Genomic DNA, 23,094 nt, shown 5'->3' with positions numbered 1-23,094 from the left:
CGCGGCAGCCCCCGGGATCCGCCGTTCAGGCGGCTTCCCCGAGCCCGGCCGCCTTCCGCGTCCTCACGCCGACGACGACGAGCGCCAGCCCCACGGCGGCGATGCCGAGGTGGGCGGCGGGCGGAAGGTCCACGACCTTGTGCAGCCACCCCCACTCCGTGCCGAAGAAGGTTCGGGAGGCGAAGCCGAGGAGCCCCTGGACCCCTACGACGTAACCGATGCTCTCGACGGTGTATCCGATGGCTGTTCGCACGGACCAACCTTCTCGCGGCGGTGCCGCGAGATCGTCCTCCGCACGGCCGAGACCGCGGTAGGCCGAAGGATGCAGTCGTCGCGAGCACCGTCCCGCGCCTTTCCGCTACGGCCTCGACTCCGTCCTCGGCGCTGCCGGGGGGCTGGTCGGACCGCGAACTGCGTCCACCAGGGCCTGTCCGCGATCGTCGACCAACTTCGTGAACAGCTGCTGGGAGTAGCCGAAGACGATGGCCCACCCGATGATCTGAGCCGTGGAGTCGAGGGCGCTGAGGCCTGGGACGAAGCCGCCACGCATCAGAAGCAGTCCGAGCGGGGCTGTCAGCGCCCCGGTGGGAAGCTTCAGCAGCGCGAGAACGACAGGCACGTTGTAGGGCAGCGCTGTACCCCTGATTCGTTTCAGAGCAGCTGCAGAGGCAATTGCGGCAGCTACAGCGCCGACGATCTCGACGACCAGGTAGTCCTGGGGGCGTGTGGTCTGCCTGATTTCAGAGATGGTCGGCGGGAAATCGACGTCCATGCTGTTCGTTGGGCAGACCACCTTGTACGTGGGCGGGGTCTCCGGGGTGAAGCACAAGGGGACCATGTCGTCCCATTTGATCGTGACGAGCGCGACTCCGACCGCGGCGACAAACAGCCCCACCGTCACCAGTGCGACGATCCGTACGAAACTGCGGACGCGGAGCGTCTCTTTCTGCAGAAGGCGCCGGGCCAGGCTGACGGTCTCTGCGAGGAAAGCGCGCTCGCTGGGGTTGATTTCACGTGACGTCGATTGGTGGAGTTCCTGGGCGAGCTGCACGACCCGGATGCGCCGGGGGTCGCTGTTGTCGAAATGCTCTTCGGCCAGTGCCACCATCTGCGGCAGGAATGCCTTGATGTCGTCGCTCGGGGCCATCCAGACCAGCAGGTTCAGGGCGGCATCGACATGAGACTGGGCGACACCCAGGTGCGCCGCCCGGCGCATCATGGGGTGCGCTTCGTGGGCAAGGGCCTTCTTGGCCTCGTCCAGCTCCGAGCGGGCCTCGCTTGCGTAGGCCGCAGCCAGCCCGTTATGCGCGGGGTCGTCCACTGCGCACGTCTCTGCTGCCTTGAGGATGGGATCAAGTTCAGCGATGCGCGCCAAAAGGCTTTCCTTCTGCTCCCACGGACCCAATTCTCCGCGAGATGCCCAGAATGGAATGTAGCTGCCCAGGTGCTTGTGTTCCGGGCTGGGCTGCTTCTGTTGCTCCGGTTCTTTTTCGTTCACCATTGCCGACTCCGCTCTCAGTCGCGTCGGGATTCGAAGAATCGGCTCCAGTGGGGCAGGCCCTGATGGTGGCTGGCCCAGTCAGATCATGATGTTCACCGCAGAAACGATCGCCCCACCCCCGATCGAGTGACCGGCACTGCTCGGCCCGGGGCGCAGGCCTCGGGAGCGCGCCTGAGCGACCGCGCCCGGGGTTCGGACGCGACGACACCGGCAGCGGCGTCTTCACGGGCATGGCACGGCAGGGGCACCGCGCCTCACTCGCCAGAGGCCGAGCCGCTCCTCGGGACACGCTCCGGCTCGGGGGCTCTGACCTACCCATTCGCCCGCGGGTATGGACGTACGGCAAGATGGGGTGTATCTGCCCACCATCGATCTGCCGGACGGTTTCTCTTGGCTGAGTTCATCTACACCATGCGCAAGACGCGCAAGGCACACGGCGACAAGGTGATCCTTGACGACGTCTTCCTGAACTTCCTGCCCGGCGCGAAGATCGGTGTGGTGGGTCCGAACGGTGCCGGTAAGTCCACCGTTCTGAAGATCATGGCGGGCATCGAGCAGCCGTCCAACGGCGACGCCTTCCTCTCGCCCGGCTACTCGGTCGGCATCCTCATGCAGGAGCCCAAGCTCGACGAGTCCAAGACGGTCCTGGAGAACGTCGAGGACGGCGTCGGCCCGATCAAGCAGAAGCTCAACCGGTTCAACGCGATCGCCGAGGAAATGGCGACGAACTACACCGACGAGCTGATGGAGGAGATGGGCAAGCTCCAGGACGACCTGGACCACGCCAACGCCTGGGACCTCGACGCCCAGCTGGAGCAGGCCATGGACGCCCTGGGCTGCCCGCCCGGCGACTGGCCCGTCACCAACCTCTCCGGTGGTGAGAAGCGCCGCGTGGCCCTCTGCAAGCTGCTGCTGGAGGCCCCCGACCTGCTGCTCCTCGACGAGCCCACCAACCACCTCGACGCCGAGTCCGTGAACTGGCTGGAGCAGCACCTGGCCCAGTACAAGGGCGCCGTCGTGGCCGTCACCCACGACCGCTACTTCCTCGACAACGTCGCCGAGTGGATCCTCGAGCTCGACCGCGGCCGCGCCCACCCCTACGAGGGCAACTACTCCACCTACCTGGAGAAGAAGGCCGAGCGCCTCAAGGTCGAGGGCAAGAAGGACGAGAAGCGCGCCAAGCGCCTCAAGGAAGAGCTGGAGTGGGTCCGCTCCAACGCCAAGGGCCGCCAGGCGAAGTCCAAGGCCCGTCTCGCTCGCTACGAGGAGATGGCGGCCGAGGCCGACAAGATGCGCAAGCTCGACTTCGAAGAGATCCAGATCCCGCCGGGCCCGCGTCTGGGCTCCATCGTGGTCGAGGTCAACAACCTCTCGAAGGCCTTCGGCGACAAGGTCCTCATCGACGACCTGTCGTTCACCCTGCCGCGCAACGGCATCGTCGGCATCATCGGCCCGAACGGCGCCGGCAAGACCACGCTCTTCAAGATGATCCAGGGCCTGGAGAAGCCGGACTCCGGCGAGATCAAGGTCGGCGAGACCGTCAAGATCTCGTACGTGGACCAGGGCCGCGCCAACATCGACCCCAAGAAGACCCTCTGGGCGGTCGTGTCGGACGAGCTGGACTACATCAACGTCGGCCAGGTCGAGATGCCGTCCCGCGCGTACGTCAGCGCCTTCGGCTTCAAGGGCCCGGACCAGCAGAAGCCGGCGGGTGTGCTCTCCGGCGGTGAGCGCAACCGCCTGAACCTCGCGCTCACTCTCAAGCAGGGCGGCAACCTGCTGCTCCTCGACGAGCCCACCAACGACCTCGACGTCGAGACCCTGGGCTCGCTGGAGAACGCGCTGCTGGAGTTCCCCGGTGCGGCCGTGGTCGTCTCCCACGACCGCTGGTTCCTGGACCGGGTCGCCACGCACATCCTGGCGTACGAGGGCGACTCGAAGTGGTTCTGGTTCGAGGGCAACTTCGAGTCCTACGAGAAGAACAAGGTCGAGCGGCTCGGCCCGGACGCGACCCGTCCGCACCGCGCCACCTACAAGAAGCTCACCCGAGGCTGAGGGGAGAGCTGAGGTCACGGCCATGGCCAGACACCAATACCGTTGCCCCCTGCGCTGGGCGGACATGGATGCCTTCGGGCACGTCAACAACGTCGTCTTCCTCCGCTATCTGGAGGAGGCGCGGATCGACTTCATGTTCCGCCTCGCGCCGGGGGAGGGCAGCGAGTCCTTCACGGGCGGCTCCGTCGTGGCCCGCCACGAGATCGACTACAAGCTGCCCCTCGTGCACCGTCACGAGCCGGTCCTCATCGAATCCTGGGTGACCCGGATAGGCGCGGCCTCCCTGACCATCCGCTACGAGGTCAAGGACGAGGCGACCGAGGACCGGCCCGAGACCGTCTACGTACGCGCGGAGACCGTGGTCGTGCCCTACAACCTCGCCGCGGGACGGCCGCGCCGCATCACGGCCGAGGAGAGGCACTTCCTGGAGGAGTACCTCGACGAGCCGCGTTCCGAGGCCGTCGCGGCATGAGCGGGCAGCTGCGCTTCGCCGACTCCGGGGAGGCGGCGGACCTCGCCGCCTTCCTGGGCCGGCTGGTGCACTACGACCGGGCCGCCGCCGTCCGCCTCCAGGCGCTCGGCGGCGCGCTCGGCGTGTTCGGGCGGCCGCCCTCCTTCGAGGTCCTGGCCATCCGCACCGTGCGGCTCGCCGTCCCCGTGGCGACGCCGCTGGACGTGACCGTGTCCGCCGGAGAGCTCCTGGAATCCGTCGACGAGGCCTCGGCCGAGGCCACCGTGCCCGGGCCGGTCACCGGACCGCCCTGGACCGGGGTGCTCCCGCCCCGCGGCGGCTGGCGGCAGGTGCCGGGGCTGCCCGGACCCGAGGCGATCACGCAGGTCCTGGCGGCCTCCGTCGCCGAGTTCCGAGCCCGTGACGAGGCCCTGCCCGCGCAGCACCGGACCCGGTCCGAGCGCGACCGCATCGGCCGCGAGATCTGGTCCCGCACCCTGGGCGACACCGAGCTCCCGCTGCGCGTCGCGCACGCCGCGCAGTCCCTCGGCTTCCTTCGGCCGGTACGGGCCACCGTCTCCGCGCCGTCGACCGCGTCCGCCTCCGCCGCCCCCGGGCCCGGCCCCGTGGCGCTGCTCGCCTCCGGGAGCTGGCTGCGGCTGCGCACCCCGTACGGCTCCGTCGCCACCCGCCGCCCCGGCGCCGCCGGCGGCCTCGGCGCCTTCCAGGTCCGCCCGGTCTGAGACCCGGTCCGCACCGGCTCCGACCCGCGGTCCGCCCCGCCGAGGCCCGCCTGCCGGTGTGGTTCCTAGCCCGCCGTGTTGATCATCGACGCGGCGGCGTACGTGAGGTACTTCCACAGCTGCGCCTCGTGCTCCGGCGCCAGGCCCAGCTCGTCGAGCGCCACCCGCATGTGCTTCAGCCAGGCGTCATGCGCCGCCGAGTCCACCTGGAACGGCGCGTGCCGCATCCGCAGGCGCGGGTGGCCGCGGTGCCGGCTGTAGGTGGTCGGACCGCCCCAGTACTGCATCAGGAACAGCGCGAACCGCTCCTCGGCCGGGCCGAGATCCTCCTCCGGGTACATCGGGCGCAGCAGCGGGTCCTCCGCGACCCCCTGGTAGAAGCGCCGCACGAGGCGACGGAAGGTGTCCTCGCCGCCCACCTGCTCGTAGAAGGTCTGCTCCTGAAGGCCACCCTGCGGAATCTCATTCACCCGACCATCGTCTCAGACGCCCGGTACCGCCCGGGGGCGCCTTCGCGCTCGCACGCGGCGGCCGGGCGCAGGACAGTGGAGGCATGGGCGCACACACCGCACGCACCGGGGGCCGGGATCTGCGGGAGACCGCGCACGCCGCCCAGGTGCGGGAGCTGGCCGCCGCCGGCGTACTGGACGACCCGCGCTGGCGGGCGGCGTACGCGGCCGTGCCCCGGCACGTCTTCGTCCCCTACTTCTGGACCGAGCGCGGCGCCGGCCAGGAACGCCTGTGGGCCGAGGACCCCGACCCGGAGGTCCGGGCCCGCTGGCTGCGCGGCGTGTACGCCGACGCCCCGCTGGCGACCCGGCTGCGCGACGGCCGGCTGGTCTCCTCCAGCAGCCAGCCCTCCCTGATGGCGAAGATGCTGGACGCCCTCGACGTCCGTGACGGCGACGACGTCCTGGAGATCGGCGCGGGCACCGGCTACAACGCGGCGCTGCTCTGCCACCGCCTCGGCGACGAGCACGTCACCACCGTGGACCTGGACGAGGAGATCACCGAGTCCGCCCGGTCCCACCTGGCCCACCTCGGGTACCACCCGGCCGTGGTCACCGGCGACGGCGCCCGCGGCTGCCCCGCCCGGGCCCCCTTCGACCGGATCCTGGTCACCTGCACCCTCCCGCTGGTCCCGCACGCCTGGCTGGGCCAGTGCCGGCCGGGGGCGCGCATCCTGGCCCCGCTGTCGACCGGGCTGATCGCGCTCACGGTCCGGGACGCCGATGCCGCGGAGGGCCGCTTCCTGCACACCCCGGCCTACTTCGTCCCCCTGCGCGGGGCCACGGCCGTACCGCCGCCCGACCGGATGGCGATGGTGCGCGGGCTCCCGTACGAGCTGGTGGAGAACGAGCGCTTCCAGTTCATGCTGGTCCTGACCGCCGGGGTGCTGACCCCCCGCGAGGCCCTGGACCTGTGGCGCAGCGAAGGCCGCCCGGCCCGCGAACGCTTCGGGGTCTCGGTCGGCCCGGAAGGCCAGTGGTCATGGCTGGACGACCCCCAGGGACCCTACGTATGGCCCCTGGGGGAGGCGTGATCAGCCGCGGCGGATGGTGATGGTGGTCCAGGCGCCGACGTGGACGCGGTCGCCGTCGGCGAGCGGGACCGGGACGTAGGGCTGGATCGGGTCCTCGCCGCCGTTGATGGTGGTGCCGTTGGTGGAGTTCTGGTCCACCACGGCCCAGCTCATGTCGGGCTGCTGCACCAGCACCGCGTGCTGGTGGGAGACGCCCGGGTCCTCCGGGGGCACCGACAGGTCGATGTCGGGGGATTCGCCCGTGGAGGCACGGCGGCGGCCGATGGTGATCTGGCCGCCGGACAGCGGGAGGTGCTGCTCCGGGGAGTACGCGGGCAGGTTGAGCCCGGTCGCCTCCGGTCCGCTGCGCTGCATCATCGCCATGAAGTACGAGCGGTCGGGGCCGATCGTCGCGGACCAGGAGCCGCCCTGGGGCGGGAGGGGCTGGTACGGCGGCGTCTGGGGCTGCTGCCGGTACTCCCGCTGGTGCTGCGGCGGGGGCTGCTGCTGGTACTGGGGCTGCGGGGCCTGCTGGTAGGCCTGCGGCGGCTCGTGCGAGGGCGGCGACAGCAGCCAGTCGTCCTCGCGCTGCAGCGGTTCGGCCGGGCGGTTGACCCGGGACGGCCGCGAGCCCTGGTACTCGAAGTGGTCCTGCGCGTACGTCCCCGCCGCGGGTACGGGCGGCGGAGGCGTGCTGTGGGGACGGGGCCCGGCGCCCGCGCCGGGCGCCGGCCCAGCCGGGTCCGCGGCCGGCGGCGCGTACGACGTCGCCGAGCGGGTCAGGTAGTTGTACCGGCACTCCTCGCAGAACGGGGCCATGGCCTCGCGCGGGGTCCGGCACTGCGGGCAGAGCTCGGCCTGGGCGGTCGGTTCACCGGCGGTCGGGGGGAAGCCGTAGCCGTAGGAAGGCGCCGCGGGGGGTCCCTCCGGGGTACCCATGCGGTGGCCGCAGACCTCGCACCAGTCGTCGGAGGCGGACTGGTGCCCGTTCGGGCAGGTCGGCATGGCGGCTCTTCCCCCTTCTTCTCCCTGCGTCATCGCGGCAGGCTCTCAGGACTTCTTCACTCGGACGGTCTGCGTCGAACGTGTTTCGAGAGTCATCTCGTCGGCGTCGGCAACCTTCGCTTTCAGCCGCACAGTACCTGCCACCGCGTCCACCACATCCACCACCTTCGACAGGAGTCGTGCTGTGTCGGCGTTCCCGGAGACGCTCGCCAGTTGTACGGCCCGCCCGAGTTTGGCCGTAGCACCATCGACATCGCCCATTTTGCGGGCTTCGAGGCCCTGCTGGATAGCCTGCGCCAGCTCCGCCTGCCCGGTGTAGTGGGCGACCTGCGGGTTGATGGCGGTGGACGCGGCCACGTCGTTCGTCCACACCGCCCGCACCAGGCCCTGGGCCAGGACGGCCTCGGGCTCGCCGTTCGCCGCGGGCCGCACCATCGTGGCCCGGGAGGCGAGCATCTCCTGGCCGACGGCCGCACCGGGGACGCGCACGCACACGTGGTACTCGCGGGACTCGTCGCCCCACGACCCGGTCGGGTAGTCGCCGGCGCGCGGACCCGTGTCGGTCCGGCGGTCGGTCAGGTCCCGCACGCTCGGCGCGACCTGCTTGACGTACTGGATCTCCGCGCCGACCGGGGTCCACAGGCGCAGTGAGACGTCCGCGACCTCCTTGCCCATGACGTTCTCCATCATGCGGGTGAAGTCCTCGGTGAGGTGCGCCGGATCGGCCACGATGTCGGCGGAGCCGAGCAGGGCGCTCGCGATGCCGGTGACCTCCTTCACCTCCCAGTCGGTGCCCACACCCCGCGCGTCGCAGGTGAACCGGCCCGCGCAGGCGTCGAGGGTGGCGCGCAGGACGGCCGGCTCCTCGTGCTCGTTGCGCCCGTCGGTGAGCAGGATGCCGTGGCGGATGGCAGCGGTGGAGCCGCGCAGCAGGCCGTCGGCCAGGCGCAGCCAGGTGCCGATGGCGGTGCCGCCGCCGGCGCTGAGGCCGCGCAGGGCCTCCTTGGCCTGGGCCCGGGTGGCCGGGTCGGCGACGGCGAGGCGGCCCCGGCCGGGATAGACCTCCTTGGCCACGTGCGTGCCGGCGATCACCGCGAAGGCGGTGCCGTCGCGCAGCGTGTCCACGGCCGCCGCGGTGGCCTCGCGGGCACCGCGCATCTTCTCCGCCGGGTACTCCATGGAACCGGAGCAGTCGACCATGATCACGACGGCTGCCGTGCCGTCGGCGGGCTTGCCGCGGGTGACGCTGCCACCGCCGGTGGCGGTGACGGTGACGATGGCGTGGACGTCCCGCCCGCCTTCGGGAAGGAACTCGTTCTGGTACACGTCCACGGTGAAGCGCGGTGCGCTCGGCTTGGCGAAATTCGCCATCGGCTGGACTCCTCAGAGGGCTCGGGCAGGCGGGTCAGACCTGCGGGCGCGCTTCCACTTCCGGTTCCGGTGGTGCTGCCGGGCCGGCTCCCGCGGCCGCACCCGGTTCCCGTTCGGGCTGCGTGGCGAACGGCACGACGGCCACGGTGATGTTGTCGTGGCCGCCGCCGTCGAGGGCGTGCCCCACGAGCACCTGTGCGCTGTGCAGCGGGCGGACGGCGGCGTCCGCGGGCAGCACCTGGGCCATCTCCCGCGCGGACTCCGCGTAGTTCCACAGTCCGTCGGTGCAGACCACCACCACGCCCGGGTGGTCCGGCTTGAAGATCGCGGTGTGCGGTTCGAGGTCGTAGGCGTCGGCGCCCAGCCAGCCGGTGATGGCGTGCGCGCGGACGTCCGCGTAGGCCTCCGCCTCGCCCATCAGGCCGGCGGCGACCATCTGGGCGGCCCACGAGTCGTCCTCGGTGAGGCGGCGGGGCAGCGCGGCACGGTCGTCGGGCACCCAGTACGCGCGGCTGTCGCCCACCCAGCCGATGGTCAGCAGGCCGCCGCTGACGACGGCGCCGACCAGGGTGCAGGCGGGCGCGTTCTGGGCGCCGGGGACCTCCGGGGCCAGGGCGTCGACCGCCGCGGCCGCGGCCAGGATCGCCTCGTGCATGGCCTCCTGGGGGTGCGCGCCGCGGGGGAGCGCCTCCAGCAGGGCCTCGTTCGCGGCGCCCGCCGCGGCGGCCGACGCCTCGTCGGGGCGGCTCGCGGAGGAGACCCCGTCGCACACGATGGCCACGGTGGCGGCCGAACCGTCGGGCAGGGCGGTGGCCGACACCGCGAACGAGTCCTCGTTGCGGTGGTGGCGCAGCCCCCGGTCGCTGACGGCGGCGACGCTGCCCAGCTCCTCCTCGACGTGGTCGCGCTCCCGGGGCTGCGCGTGCCCGCAGTGCTCGCAGTACCCGTCGGTGTCGACGTGCCCGGCCCGGCAGGCCACGCAGGTCTTCCCGCCCGGCGCGGCGCCCGGCGCGGCCCCGGCCTGGGGCGCGCTGTCGTAGGCGTTCCCGTACGGGTTCTCCGCGCCCCAGGGCGTCCCGTCGGGGGACGCGCCGGCGTCCCCGCCGGGGCGGTCGTGGCGCGTCTCGGGGCCGTCCGCCGGGTCCGGCGCGCCCCGGCCGGCGGGGTCGGCCGCGCCCCAGGAGGAGGCCCCCTCGGGGGGTGTGCCGGTGCCGTACGGGTTCTCCCGGGGCGCGCCCGGGTACGAGGGTTCGGCCGGGCTCGGGCGAGGATCCGGTTCCGGTTCCGGCTGGTGCTGCGCCGGGGCGGTGGCCCAGTCGGCCGGGTCCCCCACCAGGGTCGGCGCGGCCGCGGCCACGCTGCCCCAGCCGGGGGCGGGTTCGCCCGCGCCGGGGGAGCTTTGGGAGCCGGCCGGGGACGGGATCCCGTAACCGCCCGCGGGAGCGGCCTGGGCCCGCGCGGCGACGGCGGCCGGGGGCGCGGGGGCGGCCGGTGCGGGTGGCGCCGATGGCGCCGGTGGGATGGGAACGGTCGGGTGGTCCGTGGACGCCGCCGCGGGAGAAGGGGTCAGGGCGTAGCCGCAGAGACCGCAGAAACGGTCACCCTCTTCGAGGGGTTCCGCGCAGCTGGGGCAGCCCGACAGCCGATGCATCGACATCAATCACACCCACGTCCGGGGACGGAAACGGTTGGCCCGTTCCACCAGTTCGATCCTCTCCTCGCCACGCCGTGCCAGCCGGGCGAGGACGCGGTACGAGCGCTCCAGTCCGAAGCGCAGGCCCCGCTCGTCCAGTTGACTGCCGAGCAGCGAGGTCCGGCCGGGGTCGGCACCCCGGCTACCCGACAGTACCCAGTCCAGGGCCGAGCCCAGAACCTCCGTCGCCAGCAACTCCTGGCGTTCCGGGTCCAGCCCGAACCTCCGCAGCGCCTCCACCTGGTCGGCGGCGGCCGAGAGATCGGCCAGCAGCGGCTCGTCCGGTGACCGGTCGCGCAGACGTGCGCGTACGGCCGCCACCCGCGCGGCGGTGTAGTGGATGGACGCCTCCGGCACGGACTCCAGGGTGCGCACGGCTGCGTCCCGGTCGCCGGCGGCCAGCTGGACCCGGGCGAGGCCGAAGGCCGCGCTGACGAACCCGGGGTCGGTGATCCAGACCAGGCGGTAGTACTCGGCGGCGTTGTCCAACTGGCCCAGCACCTCGGCGCACAGCCCGAGGGCCAGCTTCGGCGCGGGCTCGCCCGGGAAGGCGTCGTAGATCGCGTCGAAGGACAGGGCCGCCGTCTCGTCGTCGCCGGTGGCCAGCGAGGCGATGCCGCGGGCCCACACCACCCGCCAGTCGTCCGGGTGCCGGGCCTCCAGCTCGGCCAGCGTGTCCCCGGCCGCGGACAGTTCGCCGAGCTCCAGCCGGGCGCGCAGCTCCCGCAGCCGCAGCTCGGCCGACTCGGCGGGTGCCGAGGCCAGCGCGCCCAGCAGATCGCCGGGCGCGGAGGCCAGCAGACCGGTCAGGAAACCGGCGTTGGGATCGGCGGCGTCCACCAGCGGCACGGGCAGTGCCAGCGCCGTGTCGCGGGCGTCGAGGGTCGTGGCGGGGCGCCCGGCCCGTGCGGGCGGCACGGCCACGGGGGCGGGCGCGGGGCCCGTCGCGGTCGGGGGAGCCTGCCGGGCCCGCGGCACGGCCGCCCCCGCCACCCGCGTGGCAGTGGTCCCGAGCCCGCCCCTGCCGGCGGCTCCGCCGGGCGCGGCGGGCCCCGCCCCGGGCAGGCCGGCGCCGCCGGACGGCGTGCCGGCGCCGAGCGGGGTCGGACGTGCCGGTGCGGCTGCGCCGCCGGGCGCGGCGTGCCGAGGCCCCGGCGCGCCGGGGGCCGCACCGTGCGCTCCGCCCCCGCCGAACCCCGCGCTGCCGGGCGGGCCGGCCGTGCCGGAGGTGCCCGGCGGGGCGCCTGAGCCCAGGGCGTGCGCGGCTGCGCCGCCGGGGGCCGTACCGGGCGGGTTCGTCGCACCCGGCGGGGTGCCCGCACCGCCGGGGGCCGTGCCGGGCGCGGGGGTGCCGCCCGGCGGGGTGTGGGTGCCGCCCTGCGGGCCAGAGGCGCCGGCGGTCGTGGCCGCGGCCGGCGTCCCGGTTCTGCCCGGCGCCGAAGCCGTCGGCAGGGCGCGGCCCCAGCGGCTCCGCAAGCCCCCGCCCCGGCGGGCGGCGATCGGGCGGTCGCCCAGGCGGGAGACGACCGTGTCCGCGGTGTCCGTACCGGCGAACAGCCGGGTGTCCGGCACCCGCAGCTCCGGGCCGAAGAGGGTCGACAGCTGCGGCCGCGGCATGCCCGTCTGCAGCGCGACCACCTCCCGCAGCACACCGGTCAGCTGGTCGGCCATCTCCTGCGCGGAGGCGAACCGCCGCCCCGGGTCCGGGTCGGTCGCCCGGACGAGCAGCCGGTAGAAGGACTCGTACCGCCGGAACACCTCGATGTGCTCCGGGTCCGGCAGCGAATCCGCGAACACATTGGTGTAGCCCTGGAAGTCGAAGGTCAGGACGGCCAGCGTGCGCGCCACCGTGTACAGGTCGGAGGCGACCGACGGCCCCAGCTCCGCGACTTCCGGGGCCTGGTAGCCCACCGTGCCGTAGATGGCCGACTCCTCGTCGTCCATCCGCCGCACCGCGCCCATGTCGATCAGCTTCAACTGGTCCTGCTGCTGGATCGCGTTGTCGACCTTGAAGTCGCAGTACAGCAGGTTGCGGCTGTGCAGGTGGCCCAGCGCCTCCAGCGCCTCGATGCCGTAGGCGCAGGCCTGTTCCACCGGCAGCGGGTCGCGCCGCCCGTCCGGCCGGCGCCGCTCGTTCGCGATCTCCTTCAGCGATTTGCCGCCGACGTACTCCATGACGATGTACCCGTCCAGCGAACCGGTCCGCTGGTCCAGGTGCTCCACGAAGTTGTAGATCCGCACGATGTTGGAGTGCTCGATCTCCGCGAGGAAGCGCCGCTCCGAGATCGCGGCCTCCATCGCGTCCTGGTCGCCGGTGTCGAGGAGGCCCTTGAGGACCACCCACCGGTCCGCGACCGCCCGGTCCACCGCCAGGTACACCCAGCCGAGGCCGCCGTGCGCGAGGCAGCCCGCCACCTCGTACTGGCCGCGCACCACTTCACCGGCGCGCAGCTTGGGCACGAAGGAGTACGGGTGCCCGCACTTGGTGCAGAAGCCCTCGGTCCGGCCCGGCCGGTCCCCGCGGGCGCGGCCCACCGGGGCGCCGCAGTCCGAACGCGAGCAGAACCGCTTGCGCTCGGGCACCTCCGGGTTCTCCAGGACCGCCGTCGAGGGATCCGGGCGCGGTACCTCCGGAACGCTGACCAGGCCGGCGCCCAGCCGGCTGCGCCCCGAGGAGGAGGCGGCCGAGCCCGAACTGCGCACCGAGACCGAGCGGGTGGACGCCTGACCCGTCAGGGACCGCGACAGCCGCCCCGACACCGAGCGGCGGGAGGATGAGGACCGGGAGGACCGGGCCGAGGCCGAGGAACGCGCCGAACCGTGGGACCCCTGTGACCCCTGGGAGCCCTGTGAGCCGTGGGAAGCATGGGACCCGCCGGAGCCCAGGGAGCCGCGGGCCGCGCTCGTCATCCCCGTCGGCGGCGACACCAGCTCCTCCGCGCCCGCCGCGACCGAGCCGACCGGGGCCAGGCCGCAGGTGTCGCAGTACAGCCCGCCGCCGCCCATGTCCTCGTACGTCCCCGGGCAGCCGGGGCGGACGCACGCTGCTCCGTTCAGGCTCATGCGTCCTCCGTCCCCGGCCCGTCGGGCCGCTCGTCCGTGTGCTGCGGCTCGGGCCGGTGCTGCGGCACCAGCGCCTCCGCCGCCGCCTGCTGGTAGCGCAGGACGGCCTGTTCGGCGGCCCGCAGGTCGCACGGCGCGCTCCACAGCATCCGCCGTGCCGTGTCGTACCTCTCGATCAGCAGGGGGTCCTCCGCCAGGCCGTGGCGGGCCACCTTCGCCTTGTAGGCGTCCAGCCGCCCGCGCAGCTCGGCCCGCACGGCCAGCGGGGCCGTCACCGCGGTCAACGATTCCCGGGCCCTGCGCAGTTCCTCCTCGGCCCGCTCCTCCAGGGATTCCAGCAGGGGCGAGAGCCGGTGCCAGCGCGCGTGGCGCCGGTGGTCGGCCGCCGCCGCGAGCTGTTCCTGGAGCACGGTCGGCGGGCCGCTGACCACGGGCACCTCGGAGGCGGCGATCTTCGCCAGCACCTCGCCGCGCGCCGTCCGCGCCTCCGCCAGGGTCCGGTCGGCGCGCGACAGCACGTCGCGCAGGCTGATCAGCCGCTGCTCGGCGTCCTGCCGTACGGTCAGCACCGCCTCGACCTCGCGGCGTACGTCCTCCAGCGCGAGGGCGGCCCGGTCGTAGCGCCCGGTGTCGGGACGGCCGCCGCCGGGAGCGGAACTGCCGGCGGCGGGCCGCCAGAAGGCCAGCGGGTCAGCGATCACCTGGGCGCGCAGTTCGGTGAGCTCGGCGGTGATGCACTCCAGGTCGTCGCCCGCGGGGTGCTCGCCCGGGCGCACGCCCACCGAGTGGGCCAGCGAACGGGTGCGGTGCAGCTCGGCGGCGAGCAGGTCGATCCGGGCGGGCAGCGCCGACCAGACGGCGTCGGCCGCGACCACCACGTCCAGCGAACGCGCGTAGAGGTCGTTCATCCGGGTCACGAGCTCGGCGAGGGAGAGCCGCTCCGCCAGCGCGCCGCCCCCGGTGGCCGCCCCGGCGATCAGGACCCCGGGCCCGCGCAGCCGCTCGGTCAGCTCGACGAGGTCGTCGCGGCCCGGCCAGCGGCGCCGCTCACGGACCTCCCGGGCGGCGGTCAGCGCCCCGCTGTAGGCGTCGAAGTACGTCCACAGCCGGGTGATGTCCGCGTCGGCGGCCGCCCACCGCTCCTTGGTGAGCCCGGTCAGCTCGGCGCCCTCCAGCAGCCGGCGTCCGGCGTGGTCCTGGAGGGCGAGCAGCGAGGTCTCGACGGCCTCGTGCTCGGCGCCCAGCCTGGTCAGGGCGCGGTCGACGCCGTCCCGGTCCATCACTGCAGACCCCAACTCCACCGACTGTGCCTCCGCTTCCGCCGCCGCCTCCGTGTGCGCTTCCGTGTGCGCTCCTGTGTTCCCCTCCGCGTCCGACCTCGTGCCCGGTCCCGTGCCCGAAATCGCCACCGGCCTCAGCCGTTCCGGTACTTGGGCGCGGGCGGCCCGGTGACGCCGGGCAGCACGGGCTGGAGGTGCTTGAGGTACGCCTTCATCCACGGGCTGTCGTTGCCGCCCGCGCGGTAGTTCTCCAGCACCTTGTTGACCCGGCGGACCAGGTCGGGCGCGTCCTTGTTCATCGCGACCCCGTAGAACTCGCGGGTGAAGGGCGAGCCCACCAGCCGCACCGAGGGGTCCTGCGCCGCCTGGCCGGCGGCGAGGGCGTTGTCCGTGATGATGCCGTCGACCTCGGCCAGCTGGAGCCGGACGAGGCAGTCGAGCTGGTTGGCCACGGTGACCGGCGCCGCGCCGTAGGACTGCGCCTTGAGCGCGCTCTCGGCCGTGGAACCGGCCGCGACGCAGATCCGCTTGTCCTTCAGCGAGGCGTCGTACCCGGTGATCGGCGAGCCCTTCGGTGCCAGCACCTGCTGCCCGGCCTCGAAGTAGGCCGTCGAGAAGGCGACGTCCTCCAGCCGCTTGCAGTTGATGGTCATGGTCCGCACGACGATGTCGACGCGGCCCTCCTGGAGGGCGGGGATGCGCTGGCTCGTCGGGATCGCCCGGTAGATGACCGCGTTCTCGTCGCCCAGGATGTCCTTGGCGATGGCCTTGACCAGGTCGATGTCGAAGCCGTCGAGGCGGCCGCCCTCCGCGGTCTGGTTGCGGTACCCCCAGCGGAAACTGTTCTGGTCCACGCCCGCGACGAGCTTGCCCGCCGCCTTGATCCGTGCGATGGCGGCCCCGTCCACGTCGGACGGGCGCAGGCTCGCCTCGGGGTCCTGGCAGGTGTCCGAGAGGACCCAGGGCGCCGCCGGGGCCGCCGGGACGGGCCCGTGGGCGGGCACCCCGGAGGCGGCCTCGGGAGTCGCGTGGGCCAGCGGCAGCAGCACCACCGCGGCCGTCATCGCGCAGGCGACGGCCATCGCGCTCACGCCGCCCCAGCCGCGCAGTCGGCGTGCGGCCCGCCGGACCCCGGACGCCGGGCCCGGGGCACGGCCGCGGACCTCCTGCTGCTCGTGCCCCTCGTACTCCCCATGGCCCTCGGCGGCCCGCCTCGCCCGTATCCGCATCGCTCTCACCTGTACTCCGAAAGCCTGCGCCCGATACCGAGCAGGGCCGCTGCCGCGCCGATGACCACCAGTACCGCCGCGCCCGTCACCAGGCCGGACAGCGCGCCGAGCCCGTCCTGGGCGGCGCGGGTGAACTCCCGCTGCTCGTGGGCGACGGCCTGTTCCAGGGAGGCGTCCACCGTGTCGAAGGCGGCTCCGCTGCTCTCCTTGTGCTGCGCGTCCCCGACGACCTGGGACAGTGCGGCTTCGTAGTCGCCCTTCAAGTCCGCCTCCCGGGCCGCCGTGTGCCGCTGCTTCCACTGCTCGACGCCGTCCACGGCCCGGCTCACGGGCGACCGGCCGTCGTCGTCGTCGGCCAGCCGCAGCGCGGTCGCGAGCCCCGCGTCCAGCTGCTTCATGTTGTTGGTGAAGTCCACGTCGTACTTGTCGGACTTCTTGTCCTCGGCCAGTACGGCGCCCCGCGCGATCAGTGTCAGGTTCTCACTCGCCCGGGCCTGGAGGGAGGCGATCCGCGCGTCGTTGAGCACCTTCATCGACTCCTGCCCGTCCGTGCGGGCTTCACTCAGCGAAGAACGCGCCACCGTGTGGCCGACGGACAGCCAGAGCAGCACCACGACGGAGGCGGCGGTCGCGGCCACCAGCCCGTGGTTGAAGACCCGGTTCGTGTGCCGGTAGTTGCGCCGCTGCGCCCACACCAGTGCGGCCACGGCGAGCACGCCGAGCCCCAGCGAACCCAGCGGCCAGGACCGGGCGTCGTCGTCGTCGGTGTGCAGCCGACGGGTCTCCGCCTCGTACAGCCGCTGGGCGGCGGGCAGCAGCTGGGTGGTCATCTGTTCGTTGGCGTGGCGCAGGTACGCGCCGCCCAGCGGCAGGCCCTGCCGGTTGGTGGCCCGGGCCTGCTCGATCAGGCCCGTGTAGCGCGGCAGCTGTTCACTCAGCAGGGTGATCTGCTCGCGGGACTCCTTGCTGCCGCCGGTGTTGGCGGCGGCGCTCACCAGCAGGCGGGAGGCCTGGGCGATGTCCTTCTCGTAGCGCCGGCGGACCTCGCGCGGCTCCTGCGCGCCGAGGAGGAACCCGCTGGAGGAGGTGGTGTCGGCATCGGCGAGGGAGCGGTAGATGCTGGCCGCGTCCGCGCTCAGCGGCTGGCTGCGCCCCACCACGTCGTCCGCGGCGGTGGCCCGCGCGGAGATCTCCCACACGCTCACCGTGCCGAACAGCACGATCAGGGCGGCCAGGACCGCGCCGATGATCCGCAGCCGGCCCGGCTCGGTGGTGGCCGCCTCGCGCAGCCGCTGCACTCCCTCGGACCAGGCGGTGCGCCGTCCGGGCGGCCCGTCGGGCGGCGACGCCGGCGCGCCGGCGGACGGCACGGTGACACCGCCCCCGGGCGCGGGCGCGCGTGAAGTGATCGCCACCGTGACCTCCCCCTCGGTCCTGTCGTCCCCCAGCCGGCGCCGGGGGGTCCCCCTGCGCAGCAGCAGTATGGCCGTAGTGCCGGTGGACCACAGCACCCGGTGCCGGATCCGGGGCGATCCGCCCCCGCGGGTGCCTTTCGCCACCCCTTCACCGTCAATACGTCCTTACCGCCGCAACGGTTCCAGACCGGGCGCTTTCCGGGGCGGGTTCAACCGAAATGGGCACGGAGTTTTCCGTGGGCCTCCGCCGGGGCCCCGAGCGCGTCCAGGCCCAGCAGTCCGGCGCCCAGCACCGGGGGCGCCGTGACGACCGTGACCCGGGCGTGCGGGGCCCGTTCGGCGAGACCCGCTGCGATCCGGTCGTCGAGGCCGGGGTGCCGGGCCGCCAGCACCCCGCCGCCCAGCACCACCGGCACCTCCTCGTCCAGAAGTCCGAGGCGGCCCAGCGCCACCACCGCCATGGCCACGACCTCGTCGGCCTGACGGTGCACCAGCGAGAGCGCCACCGGGTCCCCGGCGGCGGCCACCTCGAACAGCACCGGCGCCAGTTCGTGCCGCCGGGCGGCCGGCACGCCGCCCAGGTGCATCGCCTCGATCAGGGAGGCCATCGAGTGGTGGCCGAGGCGGGCGGGCAGCGCCCGGGCCAGCTCGGTCGCCGCGCCCCGGCCGTCCTCCGCGCGCGCCGCGAACCACAGGGCCTCCTCGGCCAGTCCGCCCCCGCCGCCCCAGTCGCCGGAGATCCGCCCGACCGCGGGGAAGCGCGCGGTCCGCCCGTCCGGCGTCATCCCGACGCAGTTGATGCCCGCCCCGCACACCACCGCGACACCCCGCGGCTCGGCGCCCGGGGGGAGGCCGGCGCGCAGCAGCGCGAAGGTGTCGTTGTGCACCGCGGTGGCGCGCCCCCAGCCGCGGCGCCCGATCTCGTCCGCCAGCCGCCGCTCCTCCACCGGGAAGTCGGCGTTGGCCAGGCAGGCCGACACGTGCTCGGCGACGGGTCCCGCCCCGCCGCCCGCGGGCACCCCCGCCGAGGCCAGCGCCTCGGCCAGGACGTCCACGGCCGCGGCGACCCCGGTGCGGGGCGGCTGGAAGCCCCCGGCCTGCCCGGTGGCCAGCACCGACCCGTCGGGACCGAGGAGCGCGACGTCCGTCTTGCTGTTGCCCGCGTCGATCGCGAGGACCGCAGGCAGGGGCACGCGGGTCACGCCCATGGCAGGTGCTCCTTGTTGTGGGCGAGGAGCCGGTCGGTCAGCCCTTCGGCCAGGTCGTACTGGCCGACCAGCGGGTGCGCCAGCAGCGCCTTGAACACCCGCTCGCGGCCGCCGCGCAGGGCCGCGTCCAGCGCGAGGTCCTCGTACGCCGTCACGTGCGAGACCAGCCCCGCGAACAGCGGGTCCAGGCGCGGCACCGGGAGCGGCACGGGGCCGCATCCGCCGGTGGCGCGCACCCGCGCCTGGACCTCCACGACGGCGTCGTCGGGCAGGAAGGGCAGCGTGCCGTTGTTGTACGTGTTGACCACCTGCACGTCCGTGCCGCCGCCGCCCAGCAGCGCGGCCGCCAGGTCCACGGCCGCCTCCGAGTAGAAGGCGCCGCCCCGCTTCGCCAGCAGCGCCGGCTTCTCGTCGAGCGCCGGATCCGCGTACAGGGCGAGCAGTTCGCGCTCCATCGCGGCGACCTCGGCGGCCCGCGAGGGTTTGCCGCCCAGCTCCCGTACGACCTCGTCGTGGGAGTAGAAGTAGCGCAGGTAGTACGAGGGGACGACGCCGAGCCGGTCCAGCACGGCCCGCGGCAGCCGCAGGTCCGCGGCGACGGCCTCCCCGTGCGCGGCGAGCAGGCCGGGCAGCAGGTCCTCGCCGTCCGGGCCGCCCCGGCGCACGCCGAGCTCCCAGGTGAGGTGGTTGAGGCCGACGTGGTCCAGGTGGACGTCGGCGGGGGCCAGGTCCAGCAGGGCGGCGAACTTCCGCTGCAGGCCGATGGCGACGTTGCACAGCCCGACGGCCTTGTGCCCGGCCCGCAGCAGGGCCCGGGTGACGATCCCGACCGGGTTGGTGAAGTCGATGATCCAGGCGTCGGGGCTGGCCCGGCGGACCCGTTCGGCGATGTCGAGGACCACCGGGACCGTGCGCAGGGCCTTGGCGAGCCCGCCGGCGCCGGTGGTCTCCTGCCCCACGCAGCCGCACTCCAGGGGCCAGGTCTCGTCCTGGAGCCGGGCGGCCTGTCCGCCGACGCGCAGCTGGAGCAGGACCGCGTCGGCCCCGGCGACGCCCGCGTCGAGGTCGGTGGTCGTGGTGACCAGGCCGGCGTGGTCCTGCCGGGCGAAGATCCGGCGGGCCAGGGCGCCGACCAGCTCCAGCCGCTCGGTGGCCGGGTCGATCAGTACCAGCTCCTCGACGGGCAGGGTGTCGCGCAGTCGCGCGAAGCCGTCGATGAGTTCGGGGGTGTAGGTGGAACCGCCGCCCACCACTGCGAGTTTCAACGTCGTCAGCCTTTCACGCTTTCACGCCGGTCAGGGTGACTCCCTCGACGAACGCCTTCTGGGCGAAGAAGAAGAGGACGATCACCGGGGCCATGACCAGCACGGTCGCGGCCATGGTCAGGTTCCAGTTGGTGTGGTGCGCCCCCTTGAAGGACTCCAGTCCGTAGCTGAGCGTCCAGGCGGCGGGGTTGTCGGAGGTGTAGATCTGCGGCCCGAAGTAGTCGTTCCAGGCGTAGAAGAACTGGAACAGCGCGACGGCCGCGATGCCGGGCCTGGCCATCGGCACGACCACGCGCAGCAGGGTGCGCACCTCGCCGCAGCCGTCCACGCGCGCCGCGTCCAGGTACGCGTCCGGGATGGTCAGCAGGAACTGGCGCAGCAGGAAGATGGAGAAGGCGTCGCCGAAGGCCATCGGGACGATCAACGGCCACAGGCTCCCGGACAGGTCGAGCTGCCTGGCCCAGAAGAGGTACATCGGGATGACCACCACCTGCGGCGGCAGCATCATCATCGCGACCACCAGCATCAGCGACAGGTCGCGCCCGCGGAAGCGGAACTTGGCGAGGGCGTACGCGACGGGCACGGAGGAGACCACGGTCAACAGGGTGCCCAGTCCCGCGTACAGGAGCGTGTTGCGCCACCAGGTCAGGAATCCGGGGGTGTGCCACACCTGGGCGAAGTTGCCCCACTCCCAGGTGTCCGGCCACAGGTCGCGGGTCAGCGCCTGCCGGTCGCCCATCAGGGAGGTGAGCAGGAGGAAGACGAAGGGGAGGGTGAAGAAGAGGGCGGCGGCCACAGCGAGCGAGTGCACCGCGATCCAGTGCAGCACCGCCTTGCGCCGGTGGGCGCCCGCGGTCCGGTGCGTGCGGGCGGGCCGGCGGGTGCCCGTGCGGTGCGTCCGGGCGGGCCGGCGGGTGCCCGCGGTCCGGTGCGTGCTCATCGGCCTGCTCCGATCAGTGCGCCACGGCGCCGCATCAGGAGTGCGGTGAAGGCCATGGAGAGGGCGAACAGGACGAGCGCCACGACGCACGCGGCGCCGTAGTCGAAGCGCTGGAAGCCCAGGTTGTGGACGAGCTGGGGCAGGGTCAGCGTGGACCGGTCCGGGTAGCCCGGCTCGAACTGCTGGCCGGATCCGCCGATCACCCCGGAGGCGACCTTCCCCGCCACCAGCGGCTGGGTGTAGTACTGCATGGCCTGGATGACCCCGGTGACCACGGCGAACAAGATGATCGGCGAGATGTTGGGCAGGGTGATGTGGCGCAGCCGCGCCCAGGCCCCGGCGCCGTCCAGCTCGGCGGCCTCGTACTGCTCCTTCGGTACGTCGAGCAGCGCGGCCATGAAGACGACCATCAGGTCGCCCACCCCCCACAGCGCCAGGGCGGTCAGCGCGGGCTTGGACCAGTCGGCGTCGGTGAACCACCCCGGGGTGGGCAGTCCCACCGCGTCCAGCAGGGTGTTCGCCGGGCCGGTGCCGGGGTTGAGCAGGAAGACGAAGGCCAGGGTCGCGGCGACCGGTGGCGCCAGGTAGGGCAGGTGGAAGAGGGTTCGGAAGACCCCGACCCCGGTCTTGATCCTCGTGGCGAGCAGGCCGACGCCCAGGCCGAAGACCACGCGGCAGCTCACCATCACCACCACCAGCCACAGGGTGTTGCGCATCGCCGGCCAGAACAGCGGATAGTCGGTGAGGACATAGCTCCAGTTGTCCGTGCCGTTGAAGGCGGGCGGGCGGAAGCCGTCGTACCGGGTGAAGGAGAAGTACACGGTGGACAGCAGGGGGTAGGCGAAGAAGACCGAGAATCCGATCAGCCAGGGGGAGAGGAAGGCCGCGGTCCGCAGGGCGGACCGCAGGCGCTTCGACCGCGGGGCGCGGGTGGCGGACATCGGCTACTCCGCCTTCGCGATGTCCGTGTCGATCTGCTGGTCGACCTTGGCGAGACCGGCCGCGATGTCGGCGACCGCGCCCTTCTCGACCGCGTACGCGAAGTTCTGGAAGGTCAGCTGGTAGGTGCCGCCGTCGGCCCGGGCCGGGGTGGTGTTGGACTTCGGGTGCCGGGCGATGTCGAGGAAGGTCCGCAGCTGCGGGGTGACCTGAAGGTCCGGGGATTCCAGGGCGGCGAGCGTGGACGGCACGTTGTGGATGGCGTTGGCGAAGGCCACCACCGCCTCGGTGTCGGTGGTCATGTACTTGACCAGTTCCCAGGCCGCGTTCTGCTTCCTGCTGCCGGAGGCGATGCCGACGACCGTGCCGGAGAGGTAGCCCTTGCCGTAGTCGGCGGCCTGGTCGTCCGGCACGGGCAGCGGAGCTGTGCCGATCTCGAAGCCGACACCCGCCTCCTCGGCCATGGGCGCCCGCCACTCGCCGTCGATCTGCATGGCGACCTTGCCGGTGTGGAAGGGGTGCTCGGCGCTCCACTCGTCGCCGAAGGTGCTGCGGAATCGCTCCAGCTTCTCGTACCCGCCGAGGGCCGCCACCATGTCCTTCTGCGCGGTCAGCATCTTCGCGAAGGCCGGGTCCCGGGAGAGGTTGGACCTGCCGTCCGCGTCGAAGTAGGTGGGGCTCCACTGCGCGGCGAGCCGCATGGGGGTGGTCTCGTATCCGTGGAAGGTGGGCATCAGGCCGACCTGCTCGTAGGAGTCGCCCGACGCGTCCGCCCGGGTCAGCTTCTGCGCGACCTCGACGAAGCGGCTCCAGGTCTTCGGGGGTTCGGTGATGCCGGCGGCCGCGAAGGCGGTCTTGTTGTAGACGAGGCCGTAGGCGTCGTTCAGCAGCGGCAGGGTGCACTGGTTGCCCTTGAACTGCGTGTATTCCAGCAGGGTCTTGGGGAAGACCTTCGCCTTGTCGATGCCGGACTTCTGCAGGAAGGGGTTCAGGTCGGCGAAGGCGCGGGAGTTGCAGAATGTGCCGACGCTGTCCGTGGTGAAGGAGGAGACCACGTCGGGGGCCTTGGCCCCGCCCGCCCGCAACGCCTGCTTGATCTTGTCGTCGGTCATGTTGCCGGTGACCTCGACCGTGATGTTCGGGTGGGCCTTCTCGAAGCGGGCGATGCCGTCCTCGATCGCCTTCACCTCGCCCGGGGCGGACCAGCCGTGCCAGAAGGAGAGCGTGACCTGCGCCTTCGGGTCGTCGGTGGCGGAGTCGGCCGTCCGGCCCGTACAGGCCGTGGCGAGCGCGGATATCGCCGCGAGGAGGGCGGCTGCGGTGGTCAGGCGTCCGGTTCTGGGCATGGCGGGGCTCGCTCTCTGCGGGAGGGAACTTCCGGTGGGGGTGCCTGTGGAGTGCCGGTGGCGCGCGG

General features: G+C 73.1%; 19 protein-coding genes. 4 read left to right on the top strand and 15 right to left on the bottom strand.

Annotation, left to right across the window (positions count from 1 at the left end):
• Positions 1–25: 25 nt before the first annotated feature.
• Complete coding sequence (locus AVW11_RS06605) at positions 26–253, bottom strand: hypothetical protein (protein WP_060180354.1); 228 nt, start codon at positions 251–253, stop codon at positions 26–28.
• Between the two features lie 105 nt (positions 254–358).
• Positions 359–1,501, bottom strand: coding sequence for a hypothetical protein (locus AVW11_RS06600; RefSeq protein WP_143568815.1), 1,143 nt, complete (start codon positions 1,499–1,501; stop codon positions 359–361).
• A 390-nt stretch (positions 1,502–1,891) separates the two neighbouring features.
• Between AVW11_RS06600 and ettA the strand changes: the two genes are divergently transcribed.
• The 3 genes from ettA to AVW11_RS06585 are packed head-to-tail and all read left to right on the top strand — an operon-like array spanning position 1,892 to position 4,750.
• Entirely contained in the window at positions 1,892–3,556 is a 1,665-nt protein-coding gene (ettA, locus tag AVW11_RS06595; RefSeq protein WP_030840590.1) for an energy-dependent translational throttle protein EttA, read from the top strand.
• 22 nt (positions 3,557–3,578) lie between these two features.
• The gene (locus AVW11_RS06590) at positions 3,579–4,028 is read left to right on the top strand and encodes an acyl-CoA thioesterase (RefSeq protein WP_030840593.1); all 450 of its coding nucleotides are present in this window, start codon (positions 3,579–3,581) and stop codon (positions 4,026–4,028) included.
• Positions 4,025–4,750 carry a DUF8010 domain-containing protein gene (locus tag AVW11_RS06585; protein WP_076043489.1) on the top strand — a complete coding sequence of 242 codons (726 nt, stop codon included), beginning with the start codon at positions 4,025–4,027 and terminating at the stop codon, positions 4,748–4,750. Before AVW11_RS06590 ends, AVW11_RS06585 begins: the two co-directional genes overlap by 4 nt.
• 65 nt (positions 4,751–4,815) lie before the next feature.
• Here AVW11_RS06585 and AVW11_RS06580 read toward each other — a convergent pair whose 3' ends face one another.
• Positions 4,816–5,220, bottom strand: a complete 405-nt coding sequence (locus AVW11_RS06580) for a globin (RefSeq protein WP_030840599.1) — start codon at positions 5,218–5,220, stop codon at positions 4,816–4,818.
• An 83-nt stretch (positions 5,221–5,303) separates the two neighbouring features.
• Here AVW11_RS06580 and AVW11_RS06575 point away from each other — a divergent pair, with 83 nt between their 5' ends.
• The gene (locus tag AVW11_RS06575; protein WP_076043488.1) at positions 5,304–6,293 is read left to right on the top strand and encodes a methyltransferase domain-containing protein; all 990 of its coding nucleotides are present in this window, start codon (positions 5,304–5,306) and stop codon (positions 6,291–6,293) included.
• On the opposite strand, the gene AVW11_RS06570 is transcribed toward AVW11_RS06575, so the two are convergent.
• The 12 genes from AVW11_RS06570 to AVW11_RS06515 all read right to left on the bottom strand — a co-directional run bounded on the left by AVW11_RS06570 (position 6,294) and on the right by AVW11_RS06515 (position 23,026).
• Complete coding sequence (locus AVW11_RS06570; RefSeq protein ID WP_076043487.1) at positions 6,294–7,277, bottom strand: FHA domain-containing protein; 984 nt, start codon at positions 7,275–7,277, stop codon at positions 6,294–6,296.
• Between the two features lie 45 nt (positions 7,278–7,322).
• Positions 7,323–8,648 (bottom strand): VWA domain-containing protein, encoded by a 1,326-nt coding sequence (locus AVW11_RS06565; RefSeq protein ID WP_060180349.1) that lies wholly within the window; start codon positions 8,646–8,648, stop codon positions 7,323–7,325.
• Positions 8,649–8,682: 34 nt separating this feature from the next.
• Positions 8,683–10,305, bottom strand: coding sequence for a PP2C family protein-serine/threonine phosphatase (locus AVW11_RS06560; protein WP_076043501.1), 1,623 nt, complete (start codon positions 10,303–10,305; stop codon positions 8,683–8,685).
• 3 nt (positions 10,306–10,308) lie between these two features.
• Positions 10,309–13,404: a serine/threonine-protein kinase gene (locus AVW11_RS06555; protein WP_076043486.1), complete on the bottom strand. Its 3,096-nt coding sequence runs from the start codon at positions 13,402–13,404 to the stop codon at positions 10,309–10,311.
• Entirely contained in the window at positions 13,401–14,684 is a 1,284-nt protein-coding gene (locus AVW11_RS06550) for a hypothetical protein (protein WP_037832490.1), read from the bottom strand. Before AVW11_RS06550 ends, AVW11_RS06555 begins: the two co-directional genes overlap by 4 nt.
• A 134-nt stretch (positions 14,685–14,818) precedes the next feature.
• Positions 14,819–15,766: a glutamate ABC transporter substrate-binding protein gene (locus AVW11_RS06545; protein WP_225885108.1), complete on the bottom strand. Its 948-nt coding sequence runs from the start codon at positions 15,764–15,766 to the stop codon at positions 14,819–14,821.
• 152 nt (positions 15,767–15,918) lie between these two features.
• On the bottom strand, positions 15,919–17,328 hold the full coding sequence (locus AVW11_RS06540; RefSeq protein WP_381785027.1) for a hypothetical protein: 1,410 nt from the start codon (positions 17,326–17,328) through the stop codon (positions 15,919–15,921).
• A 209-nt stretch (positions 17,329–17,537) separates the two neighbouring features.
• Positions 17,538–18,536, bottom strand: coding sequence for an N-acetylglucosamine kinase (locus AVW11_RS06535; RefSeq protein ID WP_030840639.1), 999 nt, complete (start codon positions 18,534–18,536; stop codon positions 17,538–17,540).
• Positions 18,527–19,801: a 6-phospho-beta-glucosidase gene (locus AVW11_RS06530; RefSeq protein ID WP_030840643.1), complete on the bottom strand. Its 1,275-nt coding sequence runs from the start codon at positions 19,799–19,801 to the stop codon at positions 18,527–18,529. The genes AVW11_RS06535 and AVW11_RS06530 overlap by 10 nt, the downstream gene beginning before the upstream one ends.
• 13 nt (positions 19,802–19,814) lie before the next feature.
• Entirely contained in the window at positions 19,815–20,741 is a 927-nt protein-coding gene (locus AVW11_RS06525; RefSeq protein ID WP_060177965.1) for a carbohydrate ABC transporter permease, read from the bottom strand.
• Complete coding sequence (locus AVW11_RS06520) at positions 20,738–21,682, bottom strand: carbohydrate ABC transporter permease (protein WP_076043485.1); 945 nt, start codon at positions 21,680–21,682, stop codon at positions 20,738–20,740. The genes AVW11_RS06525 and AVW11_RS06520 overlap by 4 nt, the downstream gene beginning before the upstream one ends.
• A 3-nt stretch (positions 21,683–21,685) precedes the next feature.
• Positions 21,686–23,026 carry an ABC transporter substrate-binding protein gene (locus tag AVW11_RS06515; protein WP_076043484.1) on the bottom strand — a complete coding sequence of 447 codons (1,341 nt, stop codon included), beginning with the start codon at positions 23,024–23,026 and terminating at the stop codon, positions 21,686–21,688.
• Positions 23,027–23,094: the final 68 nt, after the last annotated feature.

This window comes from Streptomyces amritsarensis, assembly GCF_001953875.1.
Lineage (GTDB): Bacteria > Actinomycetota > Actinomycetes > Streptomycetales > Streptomycetaceae > Streptomyces > Streptomyces amritsarensis.
This window is presented reverse-complemented; position numbering and strand designations above follow the sequence as displayed.

Bases quoted from the DNA above. Each gene is read 5' to 3' on its own strand.
- AVW11_RS06600 (WP_143568815.1), bottom strand. From the start codon at position 1,501: ATGGTGAACGAAAAAGAACCGGAGCAACAGAAGCAGCCCAGCCCGGAA.
- AVW11_RS06590 (WP_030840593.1), top strand. From the start codon at position 3,579: ATGGCCAGACACCAATACCGTTGCCCCCTGCGCTGGGCGGACATGGAT.
- AVW11_RS06585 (WP_076043489.1), top strand. From the start codon at position 4,025: ATGAGCGGGCAGCTGCGCTTCGCCGACTCCGGGGAGGCGGCGGACCTC.
- AVW11_RS06575 (WP_076043488.1), top strand. From the start codon at position 5,304: ATGGGCGCACACACCGCACGCACCGGGGGCCGGGATCTGCGGGAGACC.
- AVW11_RS06570 (WP_076043487.1), bottom strand. From the start codon at position 7,277: ATGCCGACCTGCCCGAACGGGCACCAGTCCGCCTCCGACGACTGGTGC.
- AVW11_RS06565 (WP_060180349.1), bottom strand. From the start codon at position 8,648: ATGGCGAATTTCGCCAAGCCGAGCGCACCGCGCTTCACCGTGGACGTG.
- AVW11_RS06560 (WP_076043501.1), bottom strand. From the start codon at position 10,305: ATGTCGATGCATCGGCTGTCGGGCTGCCCCAGCTGCGCGGAACCCCTC.
- AVW11_RS06555 (WP_076043486.1), bottom strand. From the start codon at position 13,404: ATGAGCCTGAACGGAGCAGCGTGCGTCCGCCCCGGCTGCCCGGGGACG.
- AVW11_RS06550 (WP_037832490.1), bottom strand. From the start codon at position 14,684: ATGGACCGGGACGGCGTCGACCGCGCCCTGACCAGGCTGGGCGCCGAG.
- AVW11_RS06545 (WP_225885108.1), bottom strand. From the start codon at position 15,766: ATGGCCGTCGCCTGCGCGATGACGGCCGCGGTGGTGCTGCTGCCGCTG.
- AVW11_RS06535 (WP_030840639.1), bottom strand. From the start codon at position 18,536: ATGGGCGTGACCCGCGTGCCCCTGCCTGCGGTCCTCGCGATCGACGCG.
- AVW11_RS06525 (WP_060177965.1), bottom strand. From the start codon at position 20,741: ATGAGCACGCACCGGACCGCGGGCACCCGCCGGCCCGCCCGGACGCAC.
- AVW11_RS06520 (WP_076043485.1), bottom strand. From the start codon at position 21,682: ATGTCCGCCACCCGCGCCCCGCGGTCGAAGCGCCTGCGGTCCGCCCTG.
- AVW11_RS06515 (WP_076043484.1), bottom strand. From the start codon at position 23,026: ATGCCCAGAACCGGACGCCTGACCACCGCAGCCGCCCTCCTCGCGGCG.